Source organism: Stutzerimonas sp. CXK-1, assembly GCF_057738225.1.
Genome location: NZ_CM173217.1, coordinates 3,343,127 through 3,362,480, shown reverse-complemented (window position 1 = coordinate 3,362,480; position 19,354 = coordinate 3,343,127). Strand labels below are relative to the sequence as shown.

The window sequence follows — 19,354 nt, the reverse complement described above, 5'->3', positions numbered from 1 at the left end:
AACGCCTTGCGGTTTTCCACCCTACGCCGCCTTGGGCGGAAACTTCGGCTGGTGCAGGCCCAGGCGCATGGCCTGCCGGACCAGCGCCATGATGTCCTCGCGGGCCAGTTCGAACAGCCGGTGCAGGTCCGGCAGCACGAAATACAGTGGCTGCAGGATGTCGATGCGATACGGCGTGCGCATCGCCTCCAGCGGGTCGAAGGCCTGCTGCTCGGGTTCGTTGGACAGGCTGTAGAGCGTCTCCTTCGGCGAGGAGAGGATGCCGCCGCCGTAGATGCGCCGGCCGGCCGGGGTGTCGACCAGGCCGAATTCCACGGTCATCCAGTACAGCCGCGCCAGGTACACGCGTTCCTCCTTGCTCGCCGCCAGGCCCAGCTGGCCGTAGGTGTGGGTGAACTCGGCGAACCAGGGGTTGGTCAGCAACGGGCAGTGGCCGAAGATCTCGTGAAAGATGTCCGGCTCCTGCAGGTAGTCCAGCTCCTCCGGCGTGCGGATGAAGGTGGCCACCGGGAAGCGCTTGCTGGCCAGCAGTTCGAAAAAGGTCTGGAAGGGAATCAGCGCCGGCACGCGGGCCACCTGCCAGCCGGTGGCCCGTTTGAGCACACGGTTGACTTCGCCAAGCTGCGGGATGCGGTCGTTGGGCAGGGCGAGCTGGTCGAGGCCGTCGAGGTATTCGTCGCAGGCGCGCCCCGGCAGCAATTTCAGCTGGCGCTCGATGAGGGTGTTCCACACCGCATGTTCGCTGTCCGGATAATGGATGATGCCCTCGGCATCCGGTTCGCGGGCGACGTATCGCGTGGTTTTCATCTGACCTCCTGGCCCGACGCGGCAAGGCGCGTCTGTGAGGCAATGTTGTTGTTATCGGATGCCTCATCTGAACCCGCCAACGGAGCCTTGGGCAGCCCCGGCTGCGACAGCTTGCCGCAAGCATGGGGAGCATTTTGTAAAAAAATCATTACGCAACGGGCGAAAGCAGAACGAACGGCGCTGGCGGGCATCGAAGCCGTCAAATATTCTTGACGACAAAAGCGGCCCGCCGCGAAAAACAAGAAGGCCCATGCCATGCGTATCCGTGTGCTCTGCCAGAACCGTGTCGGCATCCTGCGCGACATGCTCAACCTGCTCGTCGATTACGGCATCAACGTCGCCCGCGGCGAAGTCGGCGGCGAGCAGGGCAATGCCATCTACCTGCACTGCCCGAACCTGATGAACCTGCAGCTGCAGGCGCTGCGGCCGAAGATCGAGGCGCTGCCCGGGGTGTTCGAGGTGCGCAAGGTCGGGCTGATGCCCAGCGAGCGGCATTCGCTGGAACTCAATGCGCTGCTCGGTGCGCTGGATTTTCCGGTGCTGTCGATCGACATGAGTGGTGCCATCGTCGCCGCCAACCGGGCCGCGGCGCAGCTGCTCGGCGTGCGCGTCGACGAGGTGCCGGGCATGAGCCTGTCGCGCTATGCCGAGGATTTCGACCTGCCGGAGCTGGTACGCAGCAACAAGGCGCGCATCAACGGCCTGCGCGTGCAGGTCAAGGGCCAGGTGTTTCTCGCCGACATCGCACCGCTGCAGTCGCAGCACGACGACAGCGAAGCCCTGGCCGGGGCGGTGTTGGCGCTGCACCGCGCCGACCAGCTCGGCGAGCGCATCTACAACGTCAGGCGCCAGGAGCTGCGCGGCTTCGACAGCATCTTCCAGAGCTCGAAAATGATGGCTGCGGTGGTGCGTGAAGCACGGCGCATGGCACCGCTCGACGCGCCCTTGTTGATCGAGGGCGAAACCGGCACCGGCAAGGAGCTGCTGGCGCGCGCCTGCCACCTGTCCAGCCCGCGCGGGCAGGCGCCGTTCATGGCGCTCAACTGTGCCGGGCTGCCCGAGTCGATGGCCGAGACCGAATTGTTCGGCTACGGCCCCGGTGCCTTCGAGGGCGCGCGCCCGGAAGGCAAGCTCGGCCTGCTCGAGCTGACCGCAGGCGGCACGCTGTTTCTCGACGGGGTCGGCGAAATGAGCCCGCGCCTGCAGGCCAAGCTGCTGCGCTTCCTACAGGACGGCGGCTTCCGTCGGGTCGGCAGCGACGAGGAGGTCTACCTCGATGTGCGGGTGATCTGCGCGACCCAGCAGGACCTCTCCGAGCTCTGCGCCAGCGGGCAGTTCCGCCAGGACCTCTACCACCGGCTCAACGTGCTGTCGCTGCACATCCCGCCGCTGCGCGAATGCCTGGACGGCCTCGAGCCGTTGACGCGCCACTTCATCGACCAGGCCAGCCGGCAGATCGGCTGCCCGCTGCCACGGCTGGCGCCGCAGGCGCTCGAGCGGCTGGCCGGCTATCACTGGCCGGGCAACGTCAGGCAGCTGGAAAACACGCTGTTCCAGGCGGTGTCGCTGTGCGACGGCGACACCATCGGCCCGGAGCACATTCGCCTGCCGGGCTACGGCGCGGCGCAGCCGCTCGGCGAATTCTCGCTCGACGGCGACCTGGGGCGGATCATGGGCCGTTTCGAGAAGGCTGTGCTGGAGAGCCTCTACAAGCAGCACCCGAGCAGCCGGCTACTGGGCAAGCGCCTCGGCGTGTCGCACACCACCATCGCCAACAAGCTGCGCGAATACGGCATCAGCGCCGGCGCACCTGGCGCACCGCACTGACCAGCGAATCCAGGTCGACAGGCTTGCGCAGGTGCAGGTCGAAGCCGGCGCTGCGCGCCTGCTCCAGCGCGTCTCGCGAGCCATAGCCGCTGAGCGCGATGGCCGGGGTGTGGCGGTTGAGCGATTGCGCACGGATTGCGCTGATCGTCTGGTAGCCGTCCAGCCCGGGCATGCCGACATCGGAAAGGATCACGTCGTAGCGGCTGGCGGCGCAGCGTGCCAGCGCCTCTTTGCCGCTGCCGGCGGTCTCGATCTCGGCGCCCTCGCTGCGCAGCAGGTCGTCGAGCATTTCCCGCACTTCGGGGCTGTCGTCCACCAGCAGGATGCGCACGCCCTGCAGTTGGCCGTTGTCATGGGCCAGGGGCTGGTCGCCGAGCTCCAGCTGCGCCTGCAGGTAGAGCGGCAGCCAGACGGTGAAGCGCGCGCCGCGACCGAGCCCGTCCGAATGCGCCTCGATACGCCCGCGGTGCAGCTCGACCAGCTGCTGCACCAGCGCCAGGCCGATACCCAGCCCCTGTCGGCCGCGCTGGCTGTGCTGCACCTCGGCCTGGCCGAACAGGTCGAAGACCTTGGGCAGGAAGTCTTCGCTGATGCCATGGCCGGTATCGCTCACCTCGAGCCGGGCGTGCTCGCCGTCGCGGCTCAGGCGCAGGCTGATGCGCCCGCCGGGCGGGGTGAACTTCCAGGCGTTGTTCAGCAGGTTCCAGACGATCTGTTCCAGCCGGGTCGGGTCCGCCTCGACGTACAGCGGCTCGGGGTTGTGGTCGCTGTCGAAGACCACGCCGTCGGCCTGGGTCAGCGGGCGAAACACCGCTTCGATGCCCTCGAGCAGCGCCTGGTAGTGCAAGGTGTCGAAGTAGAGCTTGAGCTTGCCGGTACGCAGGCGCGAGACGTCCATCAGGTCGTCGATGATGCGCGACTGGCTGCGCACCGCGGCCTGGATGCCCCTGGCGGCCTTGCTCAGCGCGGGCGATTGCTTGACCACCGGGGCGCGGATGATCAGGTCGCTGTTGAGCTGGATGAGGTTCAGCGGGTGCTTGAGTTCGTGAGAGAGCACGGCGAAGAACTGGTCCTTCTGCTCGCTGGTGCTCTGCGCATGCTCCAGACGGCTGGCCTGTTCGCTGCTCTGGCGCTTCTGCTCGGTGAGGTCGCGGGCGATCTTGGCGAAGCCCAGCAGGCGATCGCCGTCGAGCAGTGGATTGACCAGCCCGCTGCAGTATATCTGCTGGCCGTCCTCGCGCAGGTGCCAGCGCTCGTCCGACGCCGAGCCGTCTGCCAGGGCGCGCTGCCGCTCCTTTTGCGGAACGTCCTGCTGGCGGTCCTGTTCGCTGTAGATGCGCTCGACCGGCTGGCCGAGCATTTCGCCCTCGCTGAAGCCGAAGATGGTTTCAGCGCCGCCGTTCCAGCTGGTGACCCGGCCGTCCGGGTCCATGGTGATGATGGCGTAGCCGCGCATGCTCTGCGCCAGCCGGCGCATGTGGGCTTCGCCGGCACGCGCGCGGTCTTCGGCTTCGCGGCGGTCGCTGACGTCGATCAGGCTGAGCACCGCGCCGCAGGCCTCGCGACCGGCGCGGTAGGGCGCCAGCCGCGCCAGATACCAGCGGCCGTCCTGGTCGGGGACCTCGCGGCGCATCCGCACGTTGTGCGTGCAGACGCTGCGCAGGTGGTCGAACAGCTGTGGGTAGTCCAGGCGCCGCGCGATCCGCTCCAGGCTGCGCTCGATGTCGCCGGCGGCCAGCGCCAGCATCTCGCGCAGGCGTGGCGAGCACCATGTGACGCGCAGGTCGCTGTCGACCAGCAGGGTGGCGATATCCACCGCGGCGATCAGGTTCTGCAGCTCGTCGGCGCTCTGGCGGGTCTGTGCGAGCTGCTGGCGCAGCCGTTCGTTGGCGGCCTGCAGGTCGTTGTCGATTGCTGCCGGCAGGGGCGCGTCGCCCGCGAGCGAGGGCGCGGCGGCACCACGCGCCTGAGCGGTGGCCTGTAGCAACTGATCCTGGGTTTGCTGCAGCTCGGCTTCGAGCTGGCGCATCAGGCCGTCCTGCTGGTCCGGCGGGCTCGGCAGTTCTCGGCGCGCCTGGATCTCGTCGAACAGCACCAGCAGGTGATCGCTCTGGCCTGGCTCGACCGGGCGCACCGAGATGCTGACCCAGACCCATTCACCGTCGCGCAGCACATGCACGCGCTTGGCTTCGACGCTCTCGCCGCGGCGCACCGCATCGAGCAAGGCCAGGCGCAGTTCGAGGCGCAGCTCGGGCAGCACCAGCTGCGTCAGCAGCAGCGTGGGTTCGCCGGCCGGGTGGCGCAGATAACGGCCAGCCCGTTCGCTGACATGCAGGATCTGCCCGTTGCGATCGATCAGCATGGTGGCCGGCGTGTGCCGCTGCACGGCCAGGCGATGCGTCTCGGCCAGTGATGAGGGTTGGCCGGCGGGGGCCGGCCTGGTCTGGCCACCGCCGGTGTCGCTGGGCGCGCTGCACATGGCTGGCTGTTCTCCCTTCGGATCATCCCTACTGTAGGGACCGCTGCGCCGCTGGGCTGATGGGTGCCGTTCATCGCATCGCGGCGCTCAGCACTCGATGATGTTCACCGCCAGGCCGCCGCGGGCGGTCTCCTTGTACTTGCTCTTCATATCGGCGCCGGTCTGGCGCATCGTGCGGATCACCTTGTCCAGCGAGACGAAGTGTCGGCCATCGCCACGCAGGGCCATGCGCGCCGCATTGAGCGCCTTGACCGCCCCCATCGCGTTGCGCTCGATGCACGGCACCTGCACCAGGCCGCCGACCGGATCGCAGGTCAGCCCGAGATTGTGTTCCATGCCGATCTCGGCGGCGTTCTCGACCTGTTGCGGCGTACCGCCGAGCACCTCGCACAGCGCGCCGGCGGCCATCGAGCAGGCCACGCCGACCTCACCCTGGCAGCCGACTTCGGCGCCGGAGATCGAGGCGTTCTCCTTGTAGAGGATGCCGATCGCCGCGGCGGTGAGCAGGAAGCGCACCACGCCGTCCTCGCTGGCACCGGGCACGAAGCGCCAGTAGTAGTGCAGCAGCGCCGGGACGATGCCGGCCGCGCCATTGGTCGGGGCGGTGACGACGCGACCGCCGCTGGCGTTTTCCTCGTTGACCGCCAGCGCATAGAGGTCTACCCAGTCGAGCACGTTCAGCGCGTCGCGCAGGTTGGCTTCCGGGTGTTCGCGCAACTGGCGGTTGAGGGCGGCGGCACGGCGCGCCACCTTCAGCCCGCCCGGCATCACGCCTTCGTTGCGGCAGCCCGCGGCGACGCAGTCCTGCATCACCTGCCAGATGTGCAGCAGGCCCTGGCGCGTCTCGGCCTCGGGGCGCCAGGCGCCTTCGTTGGCGAGCATCAGCTGGCTGATCGACAGCGCGTGCTGCTGGCACAGGGCGAGCAGTTCGCCGGCGCTGCGGAAGGGGTAGGGCAGCGGGGTGTCGTCCTCGACGATGCGCCCGCCTTCGGCCGCGCTCTGGTCGAGGACGAAGCCGCCGCCGACCGAGTAGTACTCGCGGCTGGTCAGCTGCAGGCCGGCCTGATCGAAGGCGCGAAAGATCATGCCGTTGGGGTGAAAGGGCAGCGGGCGGCGGATGAAGGCCAGGCCGTCACGCGGATCGAAATCGATGCTCCGCTGGCCGAGCAGGCGCAGGCGGCGCTGCTCGCGCAGGGTCGCCAGGCGCGCCTCCACCGCCGTGGTGTCGACGCTCTCCGGCCGCTCGCCTTCCAGGCCGAGCAGCACCGCCTTGTCGCTGCCGTGGCCTTTGCCGGTGGCGCCGAGCGAGCCGTACAGCTCGACGCGCAGCGCGGCGACGCTATCGAGCAGGCCATCGTCGCGCAACCGTTCGGCGAAGCGCAGCGCAGCGCGCATCGGCCCCACGGTGTGCGAGCTGGACGGGCCGATGCCGATCTTGAACAGGTCGAAGACGCTGAGGGCCATGAGCTATGTCCGCCGAGAGGTTGTCTTGAGCCTAGCCGGTTCGGCGCGGCCGAGGGAGGGCGGTCATCGGCTGGCCGCGCTGCCGCCCCAGGGGTTGGCCTCGAGGCTGTTGTGCACGGCGGTTGCACCCTGTGCGGCTTGGCCGACCGCGACGCTCATCTGTTTGAGCCCGGGCACCACGTCGCCCAGCGCATAGAGGCCGGGCACGGAGGTCTGCTGATGGGCGTCGACCAGCACTGCGCCGCTGTCATCGCAGGCGACGCCGATCCCCAGCGCGAGGTCGGAGCGAAAACGCGCACCGAGGCAGGGGTAGAGAATGTCGAAGCGATGCACCTGGCCGGCCAGCGTGGTGACCTCGATGCCGCCGTCGCGGGGTTGCAGCCGCTCGATGCCATCGAACAGCAGGTGGATGTCGTGGTGGTTCGCCAGCGCCAGCGCAGCGTCGCGGGCCGCGCGGTCGCCGCCCGGGGCGATCACCGTGACGCGGTCGCTGAAGGTGCGCAGGAACGCCGCGTGGCCGATCGCGCATTCGGCGTCGCCGTACACCGCCACGTCATGGCCGTCGACCTCGTAACCGTCGCAGATCGCACACAGGCGCAGCGCCCCGCGGGCAATCGCCGCCTGGGCATCGGGCATCTCCGGCAGGGTGTCCTCGATGCCGGTGGCCAGGATCACCCGGCGGGCGATGCAGCTTTGCCCGGCGAAGCCGACACGAAAGCCCAGTGCGTGGCGCTCGAGCGAGTCGACCCGGCCGTCCTGCAGCTGCGCGCCGTAGCCCTGCGCCTGCTCGCGCAGGCGGGCCAGCAGCTCGCGGCCGGAGATGCCCGGCGGAAAGCCGGGGTAGTTGTGCGAGCGGGGAATCAGCGCCGCGCGGCTGCAGCCGGCATCGACGACCCGGCACGAGCGGCGGAAACGCGCGAGATAGAGCGCGGCGGTGAGGCCGGCTGGGCCGCCGCCGACGATCAGGCAGTCGACGTCGGCGCGCTGGCCGGGGTGATCTGGCAGGTTCATGGCGAAGTCCCGGGGTGGTGGCTTGAAGGCTGCAACAGTAGAAGCCCGCCGCGCGGGTGAAGTTCGACCGGCATGACCAAGTGAAACTGTCGGAAATGAGAGCTGGTTCGTCCTTCGAGCGTTGTCCTTTGCCGGGCGATCACCAAGAATTCCGCGCTCGCGCGCCGGCCTGCCTGCCGCGGCGCGACACCATTCCAACAAGACCGGCCGGCAGCCACGGCTGCCTGGAGCCGTCACGCCGTCAGGGGTGCCCGCTTCGGCGCTGCAGCCCACTTTCCAAACCATCGATGCGACGCGTGCTCACGAGGCGCGCAACCGCTTTTTTTGTCTCGGGGGCCACATGTTCAAGTCCTGCGTCACGGCAGCCATCGCTGCATTCACTCTTCTGGCCGGCCCGGCCATGGCGGCCGAGGGGCAGCCGATCGTCATCAAGTTCGCCCATGTGGTGGCCGACGATACGCCCAAGGGCAAGGGCGCGCTGCTGTTCCAGAAGCTGGTGCACGAGCGCTTGCCCGGCCAGGTAAAGGTCGAGGTCTATCCCAACTCCAGTCTGGTCGGCGACGCCGACGAGATGCAGGCGCTGCTCGATAACAAGGTGCAGATGCTGGCGCCCTCGCTGTCGAAGTTCGACAAGTACACCAAGCAGCTGCAGGTGTTCGACCTGCCGTTCATGTTCGACGACCAGGCGGCGGTGGACCGTTTCCAGAAGCGCGAGAAGAGCCGTGAACTGCTGCGTTCGATGGCATCGCACGGCATCTACGGGCTGGCCTACTGGAACAACGGCCTCAAGCAACTCTCGGCGACCAAGCCGCTGCACCTGCCGGGCGATGCCGCCGGGCTGGCCTTCCGCGTACAGCCGTCGAAGGTGCTCGAGGCGCAGTTCGAAGCCGTCGGCGCCAAGCCGGTGCGGTTGCCCTTCGCCGAGGTGTTCAAGGCCCTGCAGAGCGGCACGGTGCAGGGCGCGGAGAACCCCTGGTCGAACATCGCCAGCCAGAACATGCACAAGGTCCAGCCCTATATCACCGAGAGCAACCATGGCGTCTTGGCCTACATGCTGGTGACCAATTCCGAGTTCTGGCGCAGTGTGCCCTTCGCCGTACGCTCCGAGCTGGAGGGCATCATTTTGGAGGTCACGCAGATGGTGAATCGCGAAGCCGAGGCGCTCAACCAGCGCGACCGCGAGCGCATCCTGGCCAGCGGCAGCAGCAAGCTGATCAGCCTCAGCGATGCCGAGCGCCAGGCCTGGCGCGAGAAGATGCTGCCGCTGTGGCAGGCCTACGAGGCCGAGATCGGTGCCGATGTGATTCGCGCCGCGCAGATCGTCAACCGTCGCTGAATCCCTTCGCTGCAAACGCTCGGGTTACCCGGCGCGCTCTACGACTTGCCAGCCAGGCAGGTCGGCGAGCTGGGTGCGTCGCGGCGCTCGAGCGCCTCTTCCAGCCATTCGGCCAGCACCTGCGCGTTGTTCAACTGCTCGTCGCGTGCCGCATAGACCAGCGTCAGCACGCCCGTTTCCGCCGGCTCCAGCAGCGCCCACCAATGCTCCGGATGCGCCGCGAGTTCGCTGCGATAGCGCTGGCGAAACTCGTCAAAGCTCAACGCACCGGTCTTGAATGCCTGGCGCAGCGCCGTCGAAGGTGCGACCTCGCGCCGCCACTCGTCCAGCTTCAGGCTTTCCTTGCGGCAGTTGCGTGGCCAGAGGCGGTCGACCAGTACACGTTGGCCGTCGGCTGGGGTCGGTGGGTCGTACGCGCGGCGGCATCGAATCATCGGCAGGCTCCTGTGCTGGGTAATCTTGACAGTGGTCGTTTGAACCATTTTGGCGGGTTATAAAAACCCGTAAGCGTGAGGTCCTATTGACCACTAAATGCTTAACTCATTGATAAACAAGCCTATAAAAGGCGGCACGATTCATGACTGTTCTACTGCGCAATGTCACCAACTCTAGGAGCATGAAATGAAAAAGGCGATTGCAGCGGTAGTGGGTTCGATGATTCTGCTGACCGGCGCGGCGCGTGCCGACGAGGTTCTCGAAGTGCATGCGGACAACATGGTCGGCGGCGGTTTTGGCGGGCTCAGCGGCTTCATGCTCGGTGCGGTCGCCGGGCCGATCGGCGCGCTGGTCGGCGGTGGGCTGGGCTACCTGGCCGGGCAGGGCGTGCAGCAGGGCAGCGGCCTGGAGCAGACGCTCTACGTGGTGCGCCGGGACGACGGCAGCATCGACCGCATCCGCAGTTCCGATGGCGGCTTCCTGGTCGGCCAGCGCATTCGTCGTGACGGTGCACACATCACCGCGATGAATCCCTGAGCTGCCCGCTGTGCCTGCCGGGCTTTGCCTGCGCGGCAGCTTGCGGGATGATCCGCCCCCTGAACGGCCTTCGAGGAGTCCCTGATGAGTTATCCCCTGCTGCATGTGGTGCATCTGCTGGCGGCGATCTGCTTCATCGGCACGCTGTTCTTCGAGGTGGTGATCCTCGCGCGGGCCAAGCGCGAACTGGCGGCCGACAGCGTCCCGGCGCTGGATCGGGCTGTCGGCGCGCGTTCGCGGGTGGTGCTGCACTGGGTGGTGCTGTTCGTCTACGGCGCCGGCATCGCCCTGGCCTGGCACCATCGCCAGGCGCTGGCGGCGCCACTGGCAAGCAGTTTCGCCACGCTGCTGTGGCTGAAGATCCTGCTCGCCGTCGGGGTGTTTCTGAGCTTCGGCCTGGTCGCCGTGCTGCTGCGCCGCGGCGGCATGACACCCGAGCGTTACCGGGCACTGCACTGGGCGATCCTGGCGCAGATGATCGGCATCGTCGTTCTCGCCAAGGCGATGTTCTACCTGCACTGGTAGGTTGCGCACATAGCAGGCCTGCGCCAGGGCGTGATGACCTCGGTCAAGGGCGAAGCGGCTTTCGCAACGGTGATCGGCGGCGATTCAGCCGCTGCAGCCTCGTTGCGTCGGTGCCGCGGGCGGCTAAGGTGACGGCATCGTCCCGTCTCCGGAGCCTCACCGATGGATTTTGCCTACAGCCCCCGCGTTCAAGCGTTGCGCCAGCAGCTGCTCGCCTTCATGGATCAGTACATCGTGCCGCGCATCGGTGCCTGGCACGCCGAGGTCGATGCCGGCCACTACCCCGTGTCGTTCATGGAAGACCTCAAGGCGCTGGCACGCGAGGAGGGGCTGTGGAACCTGTTCCTGCCCTCGCTGCACGCCGACGAGCCGGGCACCGGGCTGAGCAACCTGGAGTACGCGCCGCTGGCCGAGATCATGGGGCGGGTGCCTTGGGCCTCGGAGGTGTTCAACTGCAATGCGCCGGACACTGGCAACATGGAGCTGCTGCACCTGTTCGCCAGCGACGAGCAGCGCGAACGCTGGCTCAAGCCGCTGCTCGAGGGGCGGATCCGCTCGGCCTTCGCGATGACCGAACCGGACGTGCCGTCCTCTGACGCGACCAACATCCAGACGCTGATCCGCCGCGACGGCGACAGCTACGTGATCAACGGCCGCAAATGGTTCATCACCAACGCCTCGCATCCCAACTGCAAGCTCCTGATCGTGATGGGCAAGACCGACCCGGATGGCGAGACGCATCGTCAGCAGAGCATGATCCTGGTGCCCTTCGATACGCCCGGCGTCGAGCTGGTGCGCAACATCCCGGTGATGAGCCACATCGCCCCGGAAGGCCACAGCGAACTGCTGCTGCGCAACGTGCGGGTGCCGGCGGGCAACCTGCTCGGCCGCGAGGGCGATGGCTTCATGATGGCCCAGGCGCGGCTCGGCCCGGGGCGCATCCACCACTGCATGCGCTCGATCGGCATGGCCGAGCTGGCGCTGGAATTGATGGTCGAGCGCGCCCAGGAGCGCAAGGCGTTCGGCAAGTACCTGCAGCAGTACTCGAACATCGGCGACTGGATCGCCGAGTCGCGCATCGAGATCGAGCAGGCGCGCCTGCTGGTGCTCAAGACCGCCTGGATGATCGACGAGGTCGGCGCCAAGGCCGCGCGCAAGGAGATCGCCATGATCAAGGCGCTGGTGCCACGCATGCATACCCGTGTGGTCGACCGGGCCATGCAGGTCTACGGCGCGATGGGCCTGACCCCGGATACGCCCCTGGCCGACATGTGGACCGGCGGCCGCGCTCTGCGCTTCGCCGACGGTCCGGATCAGGTGCATCTGCGCAGCATCGCCAAGCTGGAGCTCAAGGCCAGCGAGGACCGGCGCGGCGCCACCGCCGCCTACCTCACGCCCGGGCGCCACTGAGCCGGCCTTTCTGCGCAGCGGTTCACGCGCCGCCGCGCGGTCCCGATAACGTCACTCTTTTGGTCTAGGCTTGCCTCGGTAGAGTCATCTGCCGAGGAGTTTCGTTGACATGGCGCAATGGAATCAGACCGCTGGGACCGAGCTTGATTGCAATCAAGGGGGGAACGAGAGCCCCTCACCTACCATGCGGGGCACATCCCGTAGTGCAGTAGGTAACAGCATGAAAGCCCATCGTTTTTCCGCCCGCGGCGCCCTGCGAGCGTGGGGGAACGGCCTGGTGGTCCTCCTCGCGCTGATGATGTGCAGCTTCGGCCTCCAGGCACGCGAGTACGAAGTCGAGCGCCAGCGCATCGAGCAGGTCTTTCCGCAGGCCGAGGTCTCCGAACCCGAGGGCGAATACCAGGTGCGAACCCTGCGCAAGGGTGACGAAATCCTCGGCTACGCCTTCCAGACGATCAACGTCGTCGACATCCCGGCCTACTCCGGCAAGCCGATCAACCTCCAGGTGCTGCTCGATCCGCAAGGCACGATCAAGGATGCCTACGTGCTCGAGCACCACGAGCCGATCCTGCTGATCGGCATTCCCGAGCAGAAGCTGCACGACTTCACTGCCAAGTACCAGGGCGTGAAGGCCGACCAGCGCGTGGTGGTCGGGCATTCCAGCGACAGCAACGCAGTGACCATCGATGCCGTGACCGGCGCCACCGTGACCGTCATGGTGGTCAACGAGATCGTCATGCGCGCCGCCCACGAGGTGGCCGCCTCGCTCAAGCTGGTCGAGCCCGCCGCCGGCGGCCGCAGCAAACCGGCGACCGTTCGCGCCGACGTGTACCAGCCGGCCAGCTGGGCCGAGCTGACCGGCAACGGCGCGATTCGCCGCCTGCTGCTGACCTACGGCCAGATCGACGAGGCCTTCAAGGGCACCGAAGCCGAAGGCATCGACGAGGCCGAGCCGGACGAGAAGGGCGAGACCTTCATCGACCTGTACGCCACCGAACTCAACCCGCCGACCATCGGCCGCAACCTGCTTGGCGAGGCGCAGTACGCCGACCTGATGAGCACGCTCAAGCCGGGTGAACACGCGATCGCCGTGCTCGGCAGCGGCGACTACTCGTTCAAGGGCTCGGGCTATGTGCGCGGCGGCATCTTCGATCGGGTGCAGCTGCGCCAGTTCGGCAACATCATCAGCTTCCGCGATCTGGACTATATCCGCCTGTCGGACGTCTATGCCGAAGGCATGCCCGAGTTCCGCGAGATGGCGATCTTCATCATCCGCGAGCACGTCGCCTTCGACCCGGGCTCGCCCTGGTCGCTGGAGTTGCTGGTACGCCGCCAGACCGGCCCGGTGGCCGGGGTGTTCACCAGCTTCGAGCTGCCTTACCAGATGCCCGAAGCCTACATCGAGCGGCCGCAGCCGACGGCCGAGGAGCTGGCCGCGATCGAAGAGGCCAACCGGCCGATGTGGGTCAACATCTGGTACCAGAAGAGCTTCCAGATCGGCGTGATCGTCGCCGCCCTGGGCCTGCTGACGGTCATCCTGTTCCTGCAGGACAAGTTCACCCAGCACCCCAACTTCCTGCACTGGCTGCGCCGCGGCTACCTGATCTTCACCGTGGTGTTCATCGGCTGGTACGCGCTGGGGCAGCTGTCGGTGGTCAACGTGCTGACCTTCGTCCATGCCCTGTTCCAGGACTTCCGCTGGGAGCTGTTCCTCTCCGATCCGGTGATCTTCATCCTCTGGACCTTTACCGCGGCGAGCATCCTGCTCTGGGGGCGCGGCGTGTTCTGCGGCTGGCTGTGCCCCTTCGGCGCGCTGCAGGAGCTGATCAACGAGGCCGCGCGCAAGCTGAAGATCCCGCAGTACGAGCTGCCCTTCGCGGTCCACGAGCGGCTCTGGGCGATCAAGTACATCATCCTGCTGGTGCTGTTCGGCATCTCGCTGGAGTCGATGATGATGGCCGAGAAGGCCGCCGAGGTTGAGCCGTTCAAGACCGCGATCATGCTCAAGTTCGACCGCCAGTGGTGGTTCGTCCTCTACGCGGTGTTCCTCCTGGTCATCAACATCTTCACCCGCAAGGTTTACTGCCGCTACGTCTGCCCGCTCGGCGCGGCGCTGGCGATCCCGACCAAGCTGCGCCTGTTCGACTGGCTCAAGCGTCGCAAGGAGTGCGGCAGCCCCTGCCAGCTGTGCGCCAAGGAATGCGAGATCCAGGCGATCCACCCGGACGGCCACATCAATGCCAACGAGTGCCACTACTGCCTCGATTGCCAGATGACCTACCACAACGAGCACAAGTGCCCGCCGCTGGTGAACAAGAACAAGCGCAAGAAGCGCGAGAAGCCGGCCCCGGCCGACGCCAACCTGATTCCCGTCGTTGAAGTCGTTGAACCCTGAGTGCCCGCCGCCGGCGAGTCGCTCGCAACCAACACACCCCTGTGTTTGTGAGTCAAAAGGAGCAACACCCCATGAGTGACAAGAGCAAGAATCCAGAGACCCTGGAAAAGGGCGGCCTAAGTCGCCGCAGCTTCCTCGGCGCCTCCGCGATGACCGGTGCGGCCGTGGCTGCGACGGCCTTCGGTGGCGCGGTGATGACGCGTGAATCCTTTGCCGCCGCCGCCAAGGAAGCACGCTCCAAGATCGAAGTCGGCCCGGGCGAACTGGACGAGTACTACGGTTTCTGGAGCGGCGGCCACCAGGGCGAAGTGCGGGTGCTGGGCATCCCTTCGATGCGCGAGATCATGCGTATTCCGGTGTTCAACGTCGACTCGGCGACCGGCTGGGGCCTGACCAACGAGAGCAAGGCGGTGCTCGGCGAAAGCGCCAAGTACAAGAACGGCGACTGCCACCACCCGCACATCTCAATGACCGACGGCAAGTACGACGGCAAGTACCTGTTCATCAACGACAAGGCCAACACCCGCGTCGCGCGTATCCGCCTGGATATCATGAAGTGCGACAAGATCCTGACCGTCCCGAACTGCCAGGCCATCCACGGCCTGCGCCTGCAGAAGGTGCCGCACACCAAGTACGTGTTCGCCAACGCCGAGTTCGTCATCCCGCATCCGAACGACGGCAAGGTCTTCGACCTGCAGGACGAAAACAGCTACACGATGTACAACGTCATCGACGCCGAAAAGATGGAGATGGCCTTCCAGATCATCGTCGATGGCAACCTGGACAACACCGACGCCGACTACACCGGCCGCTTCGCCGCGTCGACCTGCTACAACTCGGAAAAGGCCTACGACCTCGGCGGCATGATGCGCAACGAGCGCGACTGGGTCGTGGTGTTCGACATCCACGCGGCTGAGAAAGCGGTCAAGGCCGGCAAGTTCATCACCCTCGGCGACTCCAAGGTGCCGGTGCTCGATGGCCGCAAGAAGGACGGCAAGGACAGCGAATTCACCCGCTACATCCCGGTGCCGAAGAACCCCCACGGCTGCAACACCTCGCCGGACGGCAAGTACTTCATCGCCAACGGCAAGCTGTCGCCGACCTGCACCGTGATCGCCATCGACAAGCTGCCCGACCTGTTCGACGGCAAGCTGAAGGACCCGCGCGACGCCGTGGTCGCCGAGCCGGAGTTGGGTCTCGGCCCGCTGCACACCACCTTCGACGGCCGTGGCAACGGCTACACCACGCTGTTCATCGACAGCCAGCTGTGCAAGTGGAACATCGAAGACGCCATCCGCGCCTACAAGGGCGAGAAGGTCAACTACATCCGCCAGAAGCTCGACGTGCACTACCAGCCGGGGCACAACCACGCCTCGCTGTGCGAAACGCGCGAAGCGGACGGCAAGTGGGTCGTGGTGCTGTCGAAGTTCTCCAAGGACCGCTTCCTGCCGACCGGCCCGCTGCACCCGGAGAACGACCAGCTGATCGACATCTCCGGTGACGAGATGAAGCTGATGCATGACGGCCCGACCTTCGCCGAGCCGCATGACTGCATCATGGCCCGTCGTGACCAGATCAAGACCAAGAAGATCTGGGATCGCAACGATCCGTTCTTCGCCGAGACCGTCAAGCGCGCCGAGAAGGATGGCATCAACCTGACCGCTGACAATAAGGTCATCCGCGACGGCAACAAGGTCCGCGTGTACATGACCTCGATGGCGCCGACCTACGGCATCAACGAGTTCACCGTCAAGCAGGGCGACGAAGTCACCGTGACCATCACCAACATCGACCAGATCGAAGACGTGTCCCACGGCTTCGTCATGGTCAACCACGGTGTGAGCATGGAGATCAGCCCGCAGCAGACCTCTTCCATCACCTTCGTGGCAGACAAGCCCGGCCTGCACTGGTACTACTGCAGCTGGTTCTGCCATGCCCTGCACATGGAAATGGTCGGCCGCATGATGGTCGAGCCCGCGTAACCCGATCGCCCCGGCTCAGGCCGGGGCGACTCGACCGAGGCGGCGCCAGTGGCGCCGCCGCACCGGAAAAGCCCGAAAGCCGAACAAGGTAACTGCAGTGCTCGTATCTCGGACCAACGGCAGATTCCACCTCCTGGCGCTTGTTGCGCTTCTCTTTCTCGGTGGCGGCGCCCAGGCGGCGCAGCCCCTGACGTCGCTGCCGCTCGAAGCGCTGGGCGACAACCACTGGCTGCTGCCGGCTGGCGAGCACCTGGGCCAGTTCCGCATCGACCAGCCGCTCAAGCTGCGCTGTGCGCCGGGCGCCGTGCTCGATGCCGGGGGCCAGGGCAATGCCCTGACCATTGCCGCCGCGCAGGTCACTGTCGAAGGCTGCAACATTCGTAACTGGGGCCGCGACCTTACCGCGATGAACTCGGCGATCTTCGTCGAGCGCAGCGGACGCGGCGCCATCCTGCGCGACAACCACCTCGAAGGAGCCGGCTTCGGTATCTGGCTCGACGGCACGGCCGATGTCAGCGTGCTCGGCAACCGTATCGAGGGCGACCCCAGCGTGCGCTCGCAGGACCGCGGCAACGGCATCCACCTGTACGCGGTGACCGGTGCGCGCGTCGTCGGCAACCATGTGCAGCAGACCCGTGACGGCATCTACATCGACACCTCCAACGGCAACCGCCTGGAAGGCAACGTGCTGGAGGACCTGCGGTACGGCGTGCACTACATGTTCGCCAACGACAACAGCGTGATCGGCAACGTCACCCGCCGCACGCGTACCGGCTATGCGCTGATGCAGAGCCGCAAGCTCACCGTCGTCGGCAACCGCTCCGAGCATGACCAGAACTACGGCATGCTGATGAACTACATCACCTACTCGACCATTCGCGACAACTTCGTCAGCGAAGTGCAGTCCGGCGACACCGGCGGTGACAGCATGATTTCCGGGGGCGAGGGCAAGGCGCTGTTCATCTACAACTCGCTGTTCAACACCATCGAGAACAACCACTTCGAGAAGAGCGCGCTGGGCATCCACCTGACCGCCGGCTCGGAGGACAACCGCATCGCCGGCAATGCCTTCGTCGGCAACCAGCAGCAGGTCAAGTACGTCGCCACCCGCACCCAGGAATGGTCGCAGGACGGGCGCGGCAACTACTGGAGCGACTACCTGGGCTGGGACCGCAACGACGACGGCCTGGGCGACGTGCCCTACGAGCCGAACGACAACGTCGACCGGCTGCTGTGGATGTACCCGCAGGTGCGTCTGCTGATGAACAGCCCCAGCATCGAACTGCTGCGCTGGGTGCAGCGCGCCTTTCCGGTGATTCGCTCGCCCGGCGTGCAGGACAGCCATCCGCTGATGGCCCTGCCGACGCAAAACCTCTTGAAACAGGAACCCCAGTCATGAGCGCCGTTGAAATCCAGGGCGTCAGCCAGCGTTACGGCAGCATGACCGTATTGCACGATCTGCATCTGAGCCTCGGTGAAGGCGAGGTGCTGGGCCTGTTCGGCCACAATGGCGCGGGCAAGACCACCAGCATGAAGCTGATCCTCGGCCTGCTTGCGCCAAGCCTCGGCGAGGTCCGTGTGCTTGGCCGCGCCCCGGCCGATCCGCAGGTGCGCCGCCAGCTCGGCTACCTGCCGGAGAACGTCACCTTCTACCCGCAGCTCAGCGGCCGCGAGACGCTGCGCCATTTCGCCCGGCTCAAGGGCGCGGCGCTCGGCCAGGTCGACGAACTGCTCGAACAGGTCGGCCTGACCCACGCGGCCGATCGCCGCGTCAAGACCTATTCCAAGGGCATGCGCCAGCGCCTCGGCCTGGCCCAGGCGCTGCTCGGCGAGCCACGCCTGCTGCTGCTCGACGAGCCCACCGTCGGCCTCGACCCGATCGCCACCGGCGATCTCTACCGGCTGATCGACACCCTGCGCCAGCGCGGTACCAGCATCATCCTCTGCTCCCATGTGCTGCCAGGCGTCGAGGCGCACATCAACCGTGCGGCGATCCTCGCCAAGGGCCGCCTGCAGGCGGTCGGCAGCCTGGCGCAGCTGCGTGCCGAGGCCGGCCTGCCGGTGCGCATCCGCGCCAGCGGCCTGGACCAGCGCGACCGCTGGCTCAGCCGCTGGCAGGAGGAAGGCCACAGCGCCCGCTCGCTGAATGAAACGAGCCTGGAGGTGGTGGCCTGCAACGGCCACAAGCTGGTGCTGCTGCGCCAGCTGCTCGGCGAGAGCGAGCCGGACGATATCGAGATCCACCAGCCGTCGCTCGAGGACCTCTACCGCTACTACATGGAGCGCGCCGGCGACGTGCGCGCCGAGGAGGGCAGGGCATGAACCAGGTCTGGAACATCGCACGCAAGGAGCTCAGCGACGGCCTACGCAACCGCTGGTTGCTGGCGATCAGCCTGCTGTTCGCCGCGCTCGCCGTTGGCATCGCCTGGCTCGGCGCCGCCGCGTCCGGGCAACTCGGCTTCACCTCGATCCCGGCGACGATCGCCAGTCTGGCGAGCCTGGCGACTTTTCTGATGCCACTGATCGCGCTGCTGCTGGCCTATGACGCGATCGTCGGCGAAGACGAGGGCGGTACGCTGATGCTGCTGCTGACCTATCCGCTGGGGCGTGGGCAGATCCTGCTCGGCAAATTCGTCGGCCACGGCCTGATCCTGGCCCTGGCGGTGCTCATCGGCTTTGGCTGTGCGGCGCTGGCGATCGCCCTGCTGGTCGAGGACATCGAGCTCGGCATGCTCGCCTGGGCATTCGGTCGCTTCATGCTGTCCTCGACGCTGCTCGGCTGGGTGTTTCTCGCGCTGGCCTACGTCCTGAGCAGCAAGGTCAACGAAAAGTCCAGCGCGGCCGGCCTGGCGCTGGGCGTGTGGTTTCTCTTCGTGCTGGTGTTCGATCTGCTGCTGCTGGCCCTGCTGGTGCTCAGCGAGGGCAAGTTCAGCCCCGAGCTGCTGCCCTGGCTGCTGCTGCTCAACCCGGCCGACGTGTACCGGCTGATCAACCTGTCCGGCTTCGAAGGCAGCAGCGCCATGGGCGTGCTGTCCCTGGGGGCCGACCTGCCACTACCCGGCGCCATGCTCTGGCTCTGCCTGCTGCTGTGGGTCGCCGTTTCACTGCTCGTTGCCTTCGCCGTGTTCCGTCGGCGCATGGCCTGA

General features: G+C 66.7%; 16 protein-coding genes. 10 read left to right on the top strand and 6 right to left on the bottom strand.

The window, feature by feature from the left end:
• Positions 1-21: 21 nt before the first annotated feature.
• Positions 22-807, bottom strand: coding sequence for a phenylalanine 4-monooxygenase (gene phhA / locus AC0KXH_RS16005; protein ID WP_061339921.1), 786 nt, complete (start codon positions 805-807; stop codon positions 22-24).
• Positions 804-1,064, bottom strand: a complete 261-nt coding sequence (locus AC0KXH_RS16000) for a hypothetical protein (RefSeq protein WP_139047986.1) — start codon at positions 1,062-1,064, stop codon at positions 804-806. The genes phhA and AC0KXH_RS16000 overlap by 4 nt, the downstream gene beginning before the upstream one ends.
• Between AC0KXH_RS16000 and AC0KXH_RS15995 the strand changes: the two genes are divergently transcribed.
• Positions 1,063-2,634 carry a sigma-54-dependent phenylalanine hydroxylase transcriptional regulator PhhR gene (locus AC0KXH_RS15995; protein WP_043221930.1) on the top strand — a complete coding sequence of 524 codons (1,572 nt, stop codon included), beginning with the start codon at positions 1,063-1,065 and terminating at the stop codon, positions 2,632-2,634. The two genes, AC0KXH_RS16000 and AC0KXH_RS15995, sit on opposite strands and share 2 nt — an antisense overlap.
• On the opposite strand, the gene AC0KXH_RS15990 is transcribed toward AC0KXH_RS15995, so the two are convergent.
• The 3 genes from AC0KXH_RS15990 to AC0KXH_RS15980 form a co-directional block, all read right to left on the bottom strand.
• A complete protein-coding gene (locus AC0KXH_RS15990) occupies positions 2,603-5,113 on the bottom strand; it encodes an ATP-binding protein (RefSeq protein ID WP_488223685.1) in 2,511 nt (836 codons plus the stop codon). The two genes, AC0KXH_RS15995 and AC0KXH_RS15990, sit on opposite strands and share 32 nt — an antisense overlap.
• An 87-nt stretch (positions 5,114-5,200) precedes the next feature.
• Positions 5,201-6,577, bottom strand: a complete 1,377-nt coding sequence (locus AC0KXH_RS15985; protein WP_061339918.1) for an L-serine ammonia-lyase — start codon at positions 6,575-6,577, stop codon at positions 5,201-5,203.
• A gap of 63 nt (positions 6,578-6,640) precedes the next feature.
• Complete coding sequence (locus tag AC0KXH_RS15980; RefSeq protein ID WP_488223684.1) at positions 6,641-7,588, bottom strand: NAD(P)/FAD-dependent oxidoreductase; 948 nt, start codon at positions 7,586-7,588, stop codon at positions 6,641-6,643.
• 340 nt (positions 7,589-7,928) lie between these two features.
• On the opposite strand from AC0KXH_RS15980, the gene AC0KXH_RS15975 reads away from it, so the two are divergent.
• Positions 7,929-8,924 (top strand): TRAP transporter substrate-binding protein, encoded by a 996-nt coding sequence (locus AC0KXH_RS15975; protein WP_052813460.1) that lies wholly within the window; start codon positions 7,929-7,931, stop codon positions 8,922-8,924.
• Between the two features lie 38 nt (positions 8,925-8,962).
• On the opposite strand, the gene AC0KXH_RS15970 is transcribed toward AC0KXH_RS15975, so the two are convergent.
• Entirely contained in the window at positions 8,963-9,358 is a 396-nt protein-coding gene (locus AC0KXH_RS15970; RefSeq protein WP_043221925.1) for a DUF488 domain-containing protein, read from the bottom strand.
• Positions 9,359-9,545: 187 nt separating this feature from the next.
• Between AC0KXH_RS15970 and AC0KXH_RS15965 the strand changes: the two genes are divergently transcribed.
• From AC0KXH_RS15965 to AC0KXH_RS15930, 8 genes are all read left to right on the top strand, one after another.
• Positions 9,546-9,896 carry a hypothetical protein gene (locus AC0KXH_RS15965; protein ID WP_488223683.1) on the top strand — a complete coding sequence of 117 codons (351 nt, stop codon included), beginning with the start codon at positions 9,546-9,548 and terminating at the stop codon, positions 9,894-9,896.
• 84 nt (positions 9,897-9,980) lie between these two features.
• Positions 9,981-10,421 carry a CopD family copper resistance protein gene (locus AC0KXH_RS15960; RefSeq protein WP_061337337.1) on the top strand — a complete coding sequence of 147 codons (441 nt, stop codon included), beginning with the start codon at positions 9,981-9,983 and terminating at the stop codon, positions 10,419-10,421.
• Positions 10,422-10,583: 162 nt separating this feature from the next.
• A complete protein-coding gene (locus tag AC0KXH_RS15955) occupies positions 10,584-11,831 on the top strand; it encodes an acyl-CoA dehydrogenase family protein (protein ID WP_041107728.1) in 1,248 nt (415 codons plus the stop codon).
• A gap of 220 nt (positions 11,832-12,051) precedes the next feature.
• Positions 12,052-14,226, top strand: a complete 2,175-nt coding sequence (gene nosR / locus AC0KXH_RS15950) for a transcriptional regulator NosR (protein ID WP_165562775.1) — start codon at positions 12,052-12,054, stop codon at positions 14,224-14,226.
• A gap of 71 nt (positions 14,227-14,297) precedes the next feature.
• Positions 14,298-16,208, top strand: a complete 1,911-nt coding sequence (nosZ, locus tag AC0KXH_RS15945) for a TAT-dependent nitrous-oxide reductase (RefSeq protein WP_061337338.1) — start codon at positions 14,298-14,300, stop codon at positions 16,206-16,208.
• A gap of 97 nt (positions 16,209-16,305) precedes the next feature.
• The gene (locus tag AC0KXH_RS15940; protein WP_488223682.1) at positions 16,306-17,607 is read left to right on the top strand and encodes a nitrous oxide reductase family maturation protein NosD; all 1,302 of its coding nucleotides are present in this window, start codon (positions 16,306-16,308) and stop codon (positions 17,605-17,607) included.
• A complete protein-coding gene (locus AC0KXH_RS15935) occupies positions 17,604-18,530 on the top strand; it encodes an ABC transporter ATP-binding protein (RefSeq protein ID WP_237145498.1) in 927 nt (308 codons plus the stop codon). The genes AC0KXH_RS15940 and AC0KXH_RS15935 overlap by 4 nt, the downstream gene beginning before the upstream one ends.
• Positions 18,527-19,354 carry an ABC transporter permease gene (locus AC0KXH_RS15930; RefSeq protein ID WP_061337339.1) on the top strand — a complete coding sequence of 276 codons (828 nt, stop codon included), beginning with the start codon at positions 18,527-18,529 and terminating at the stop codon, positions 19,352-19,354. Before AC0KXH_RS15935 ends, AC0KXH_RS15930 begins: the two co-directional genes overlap by 4 nt.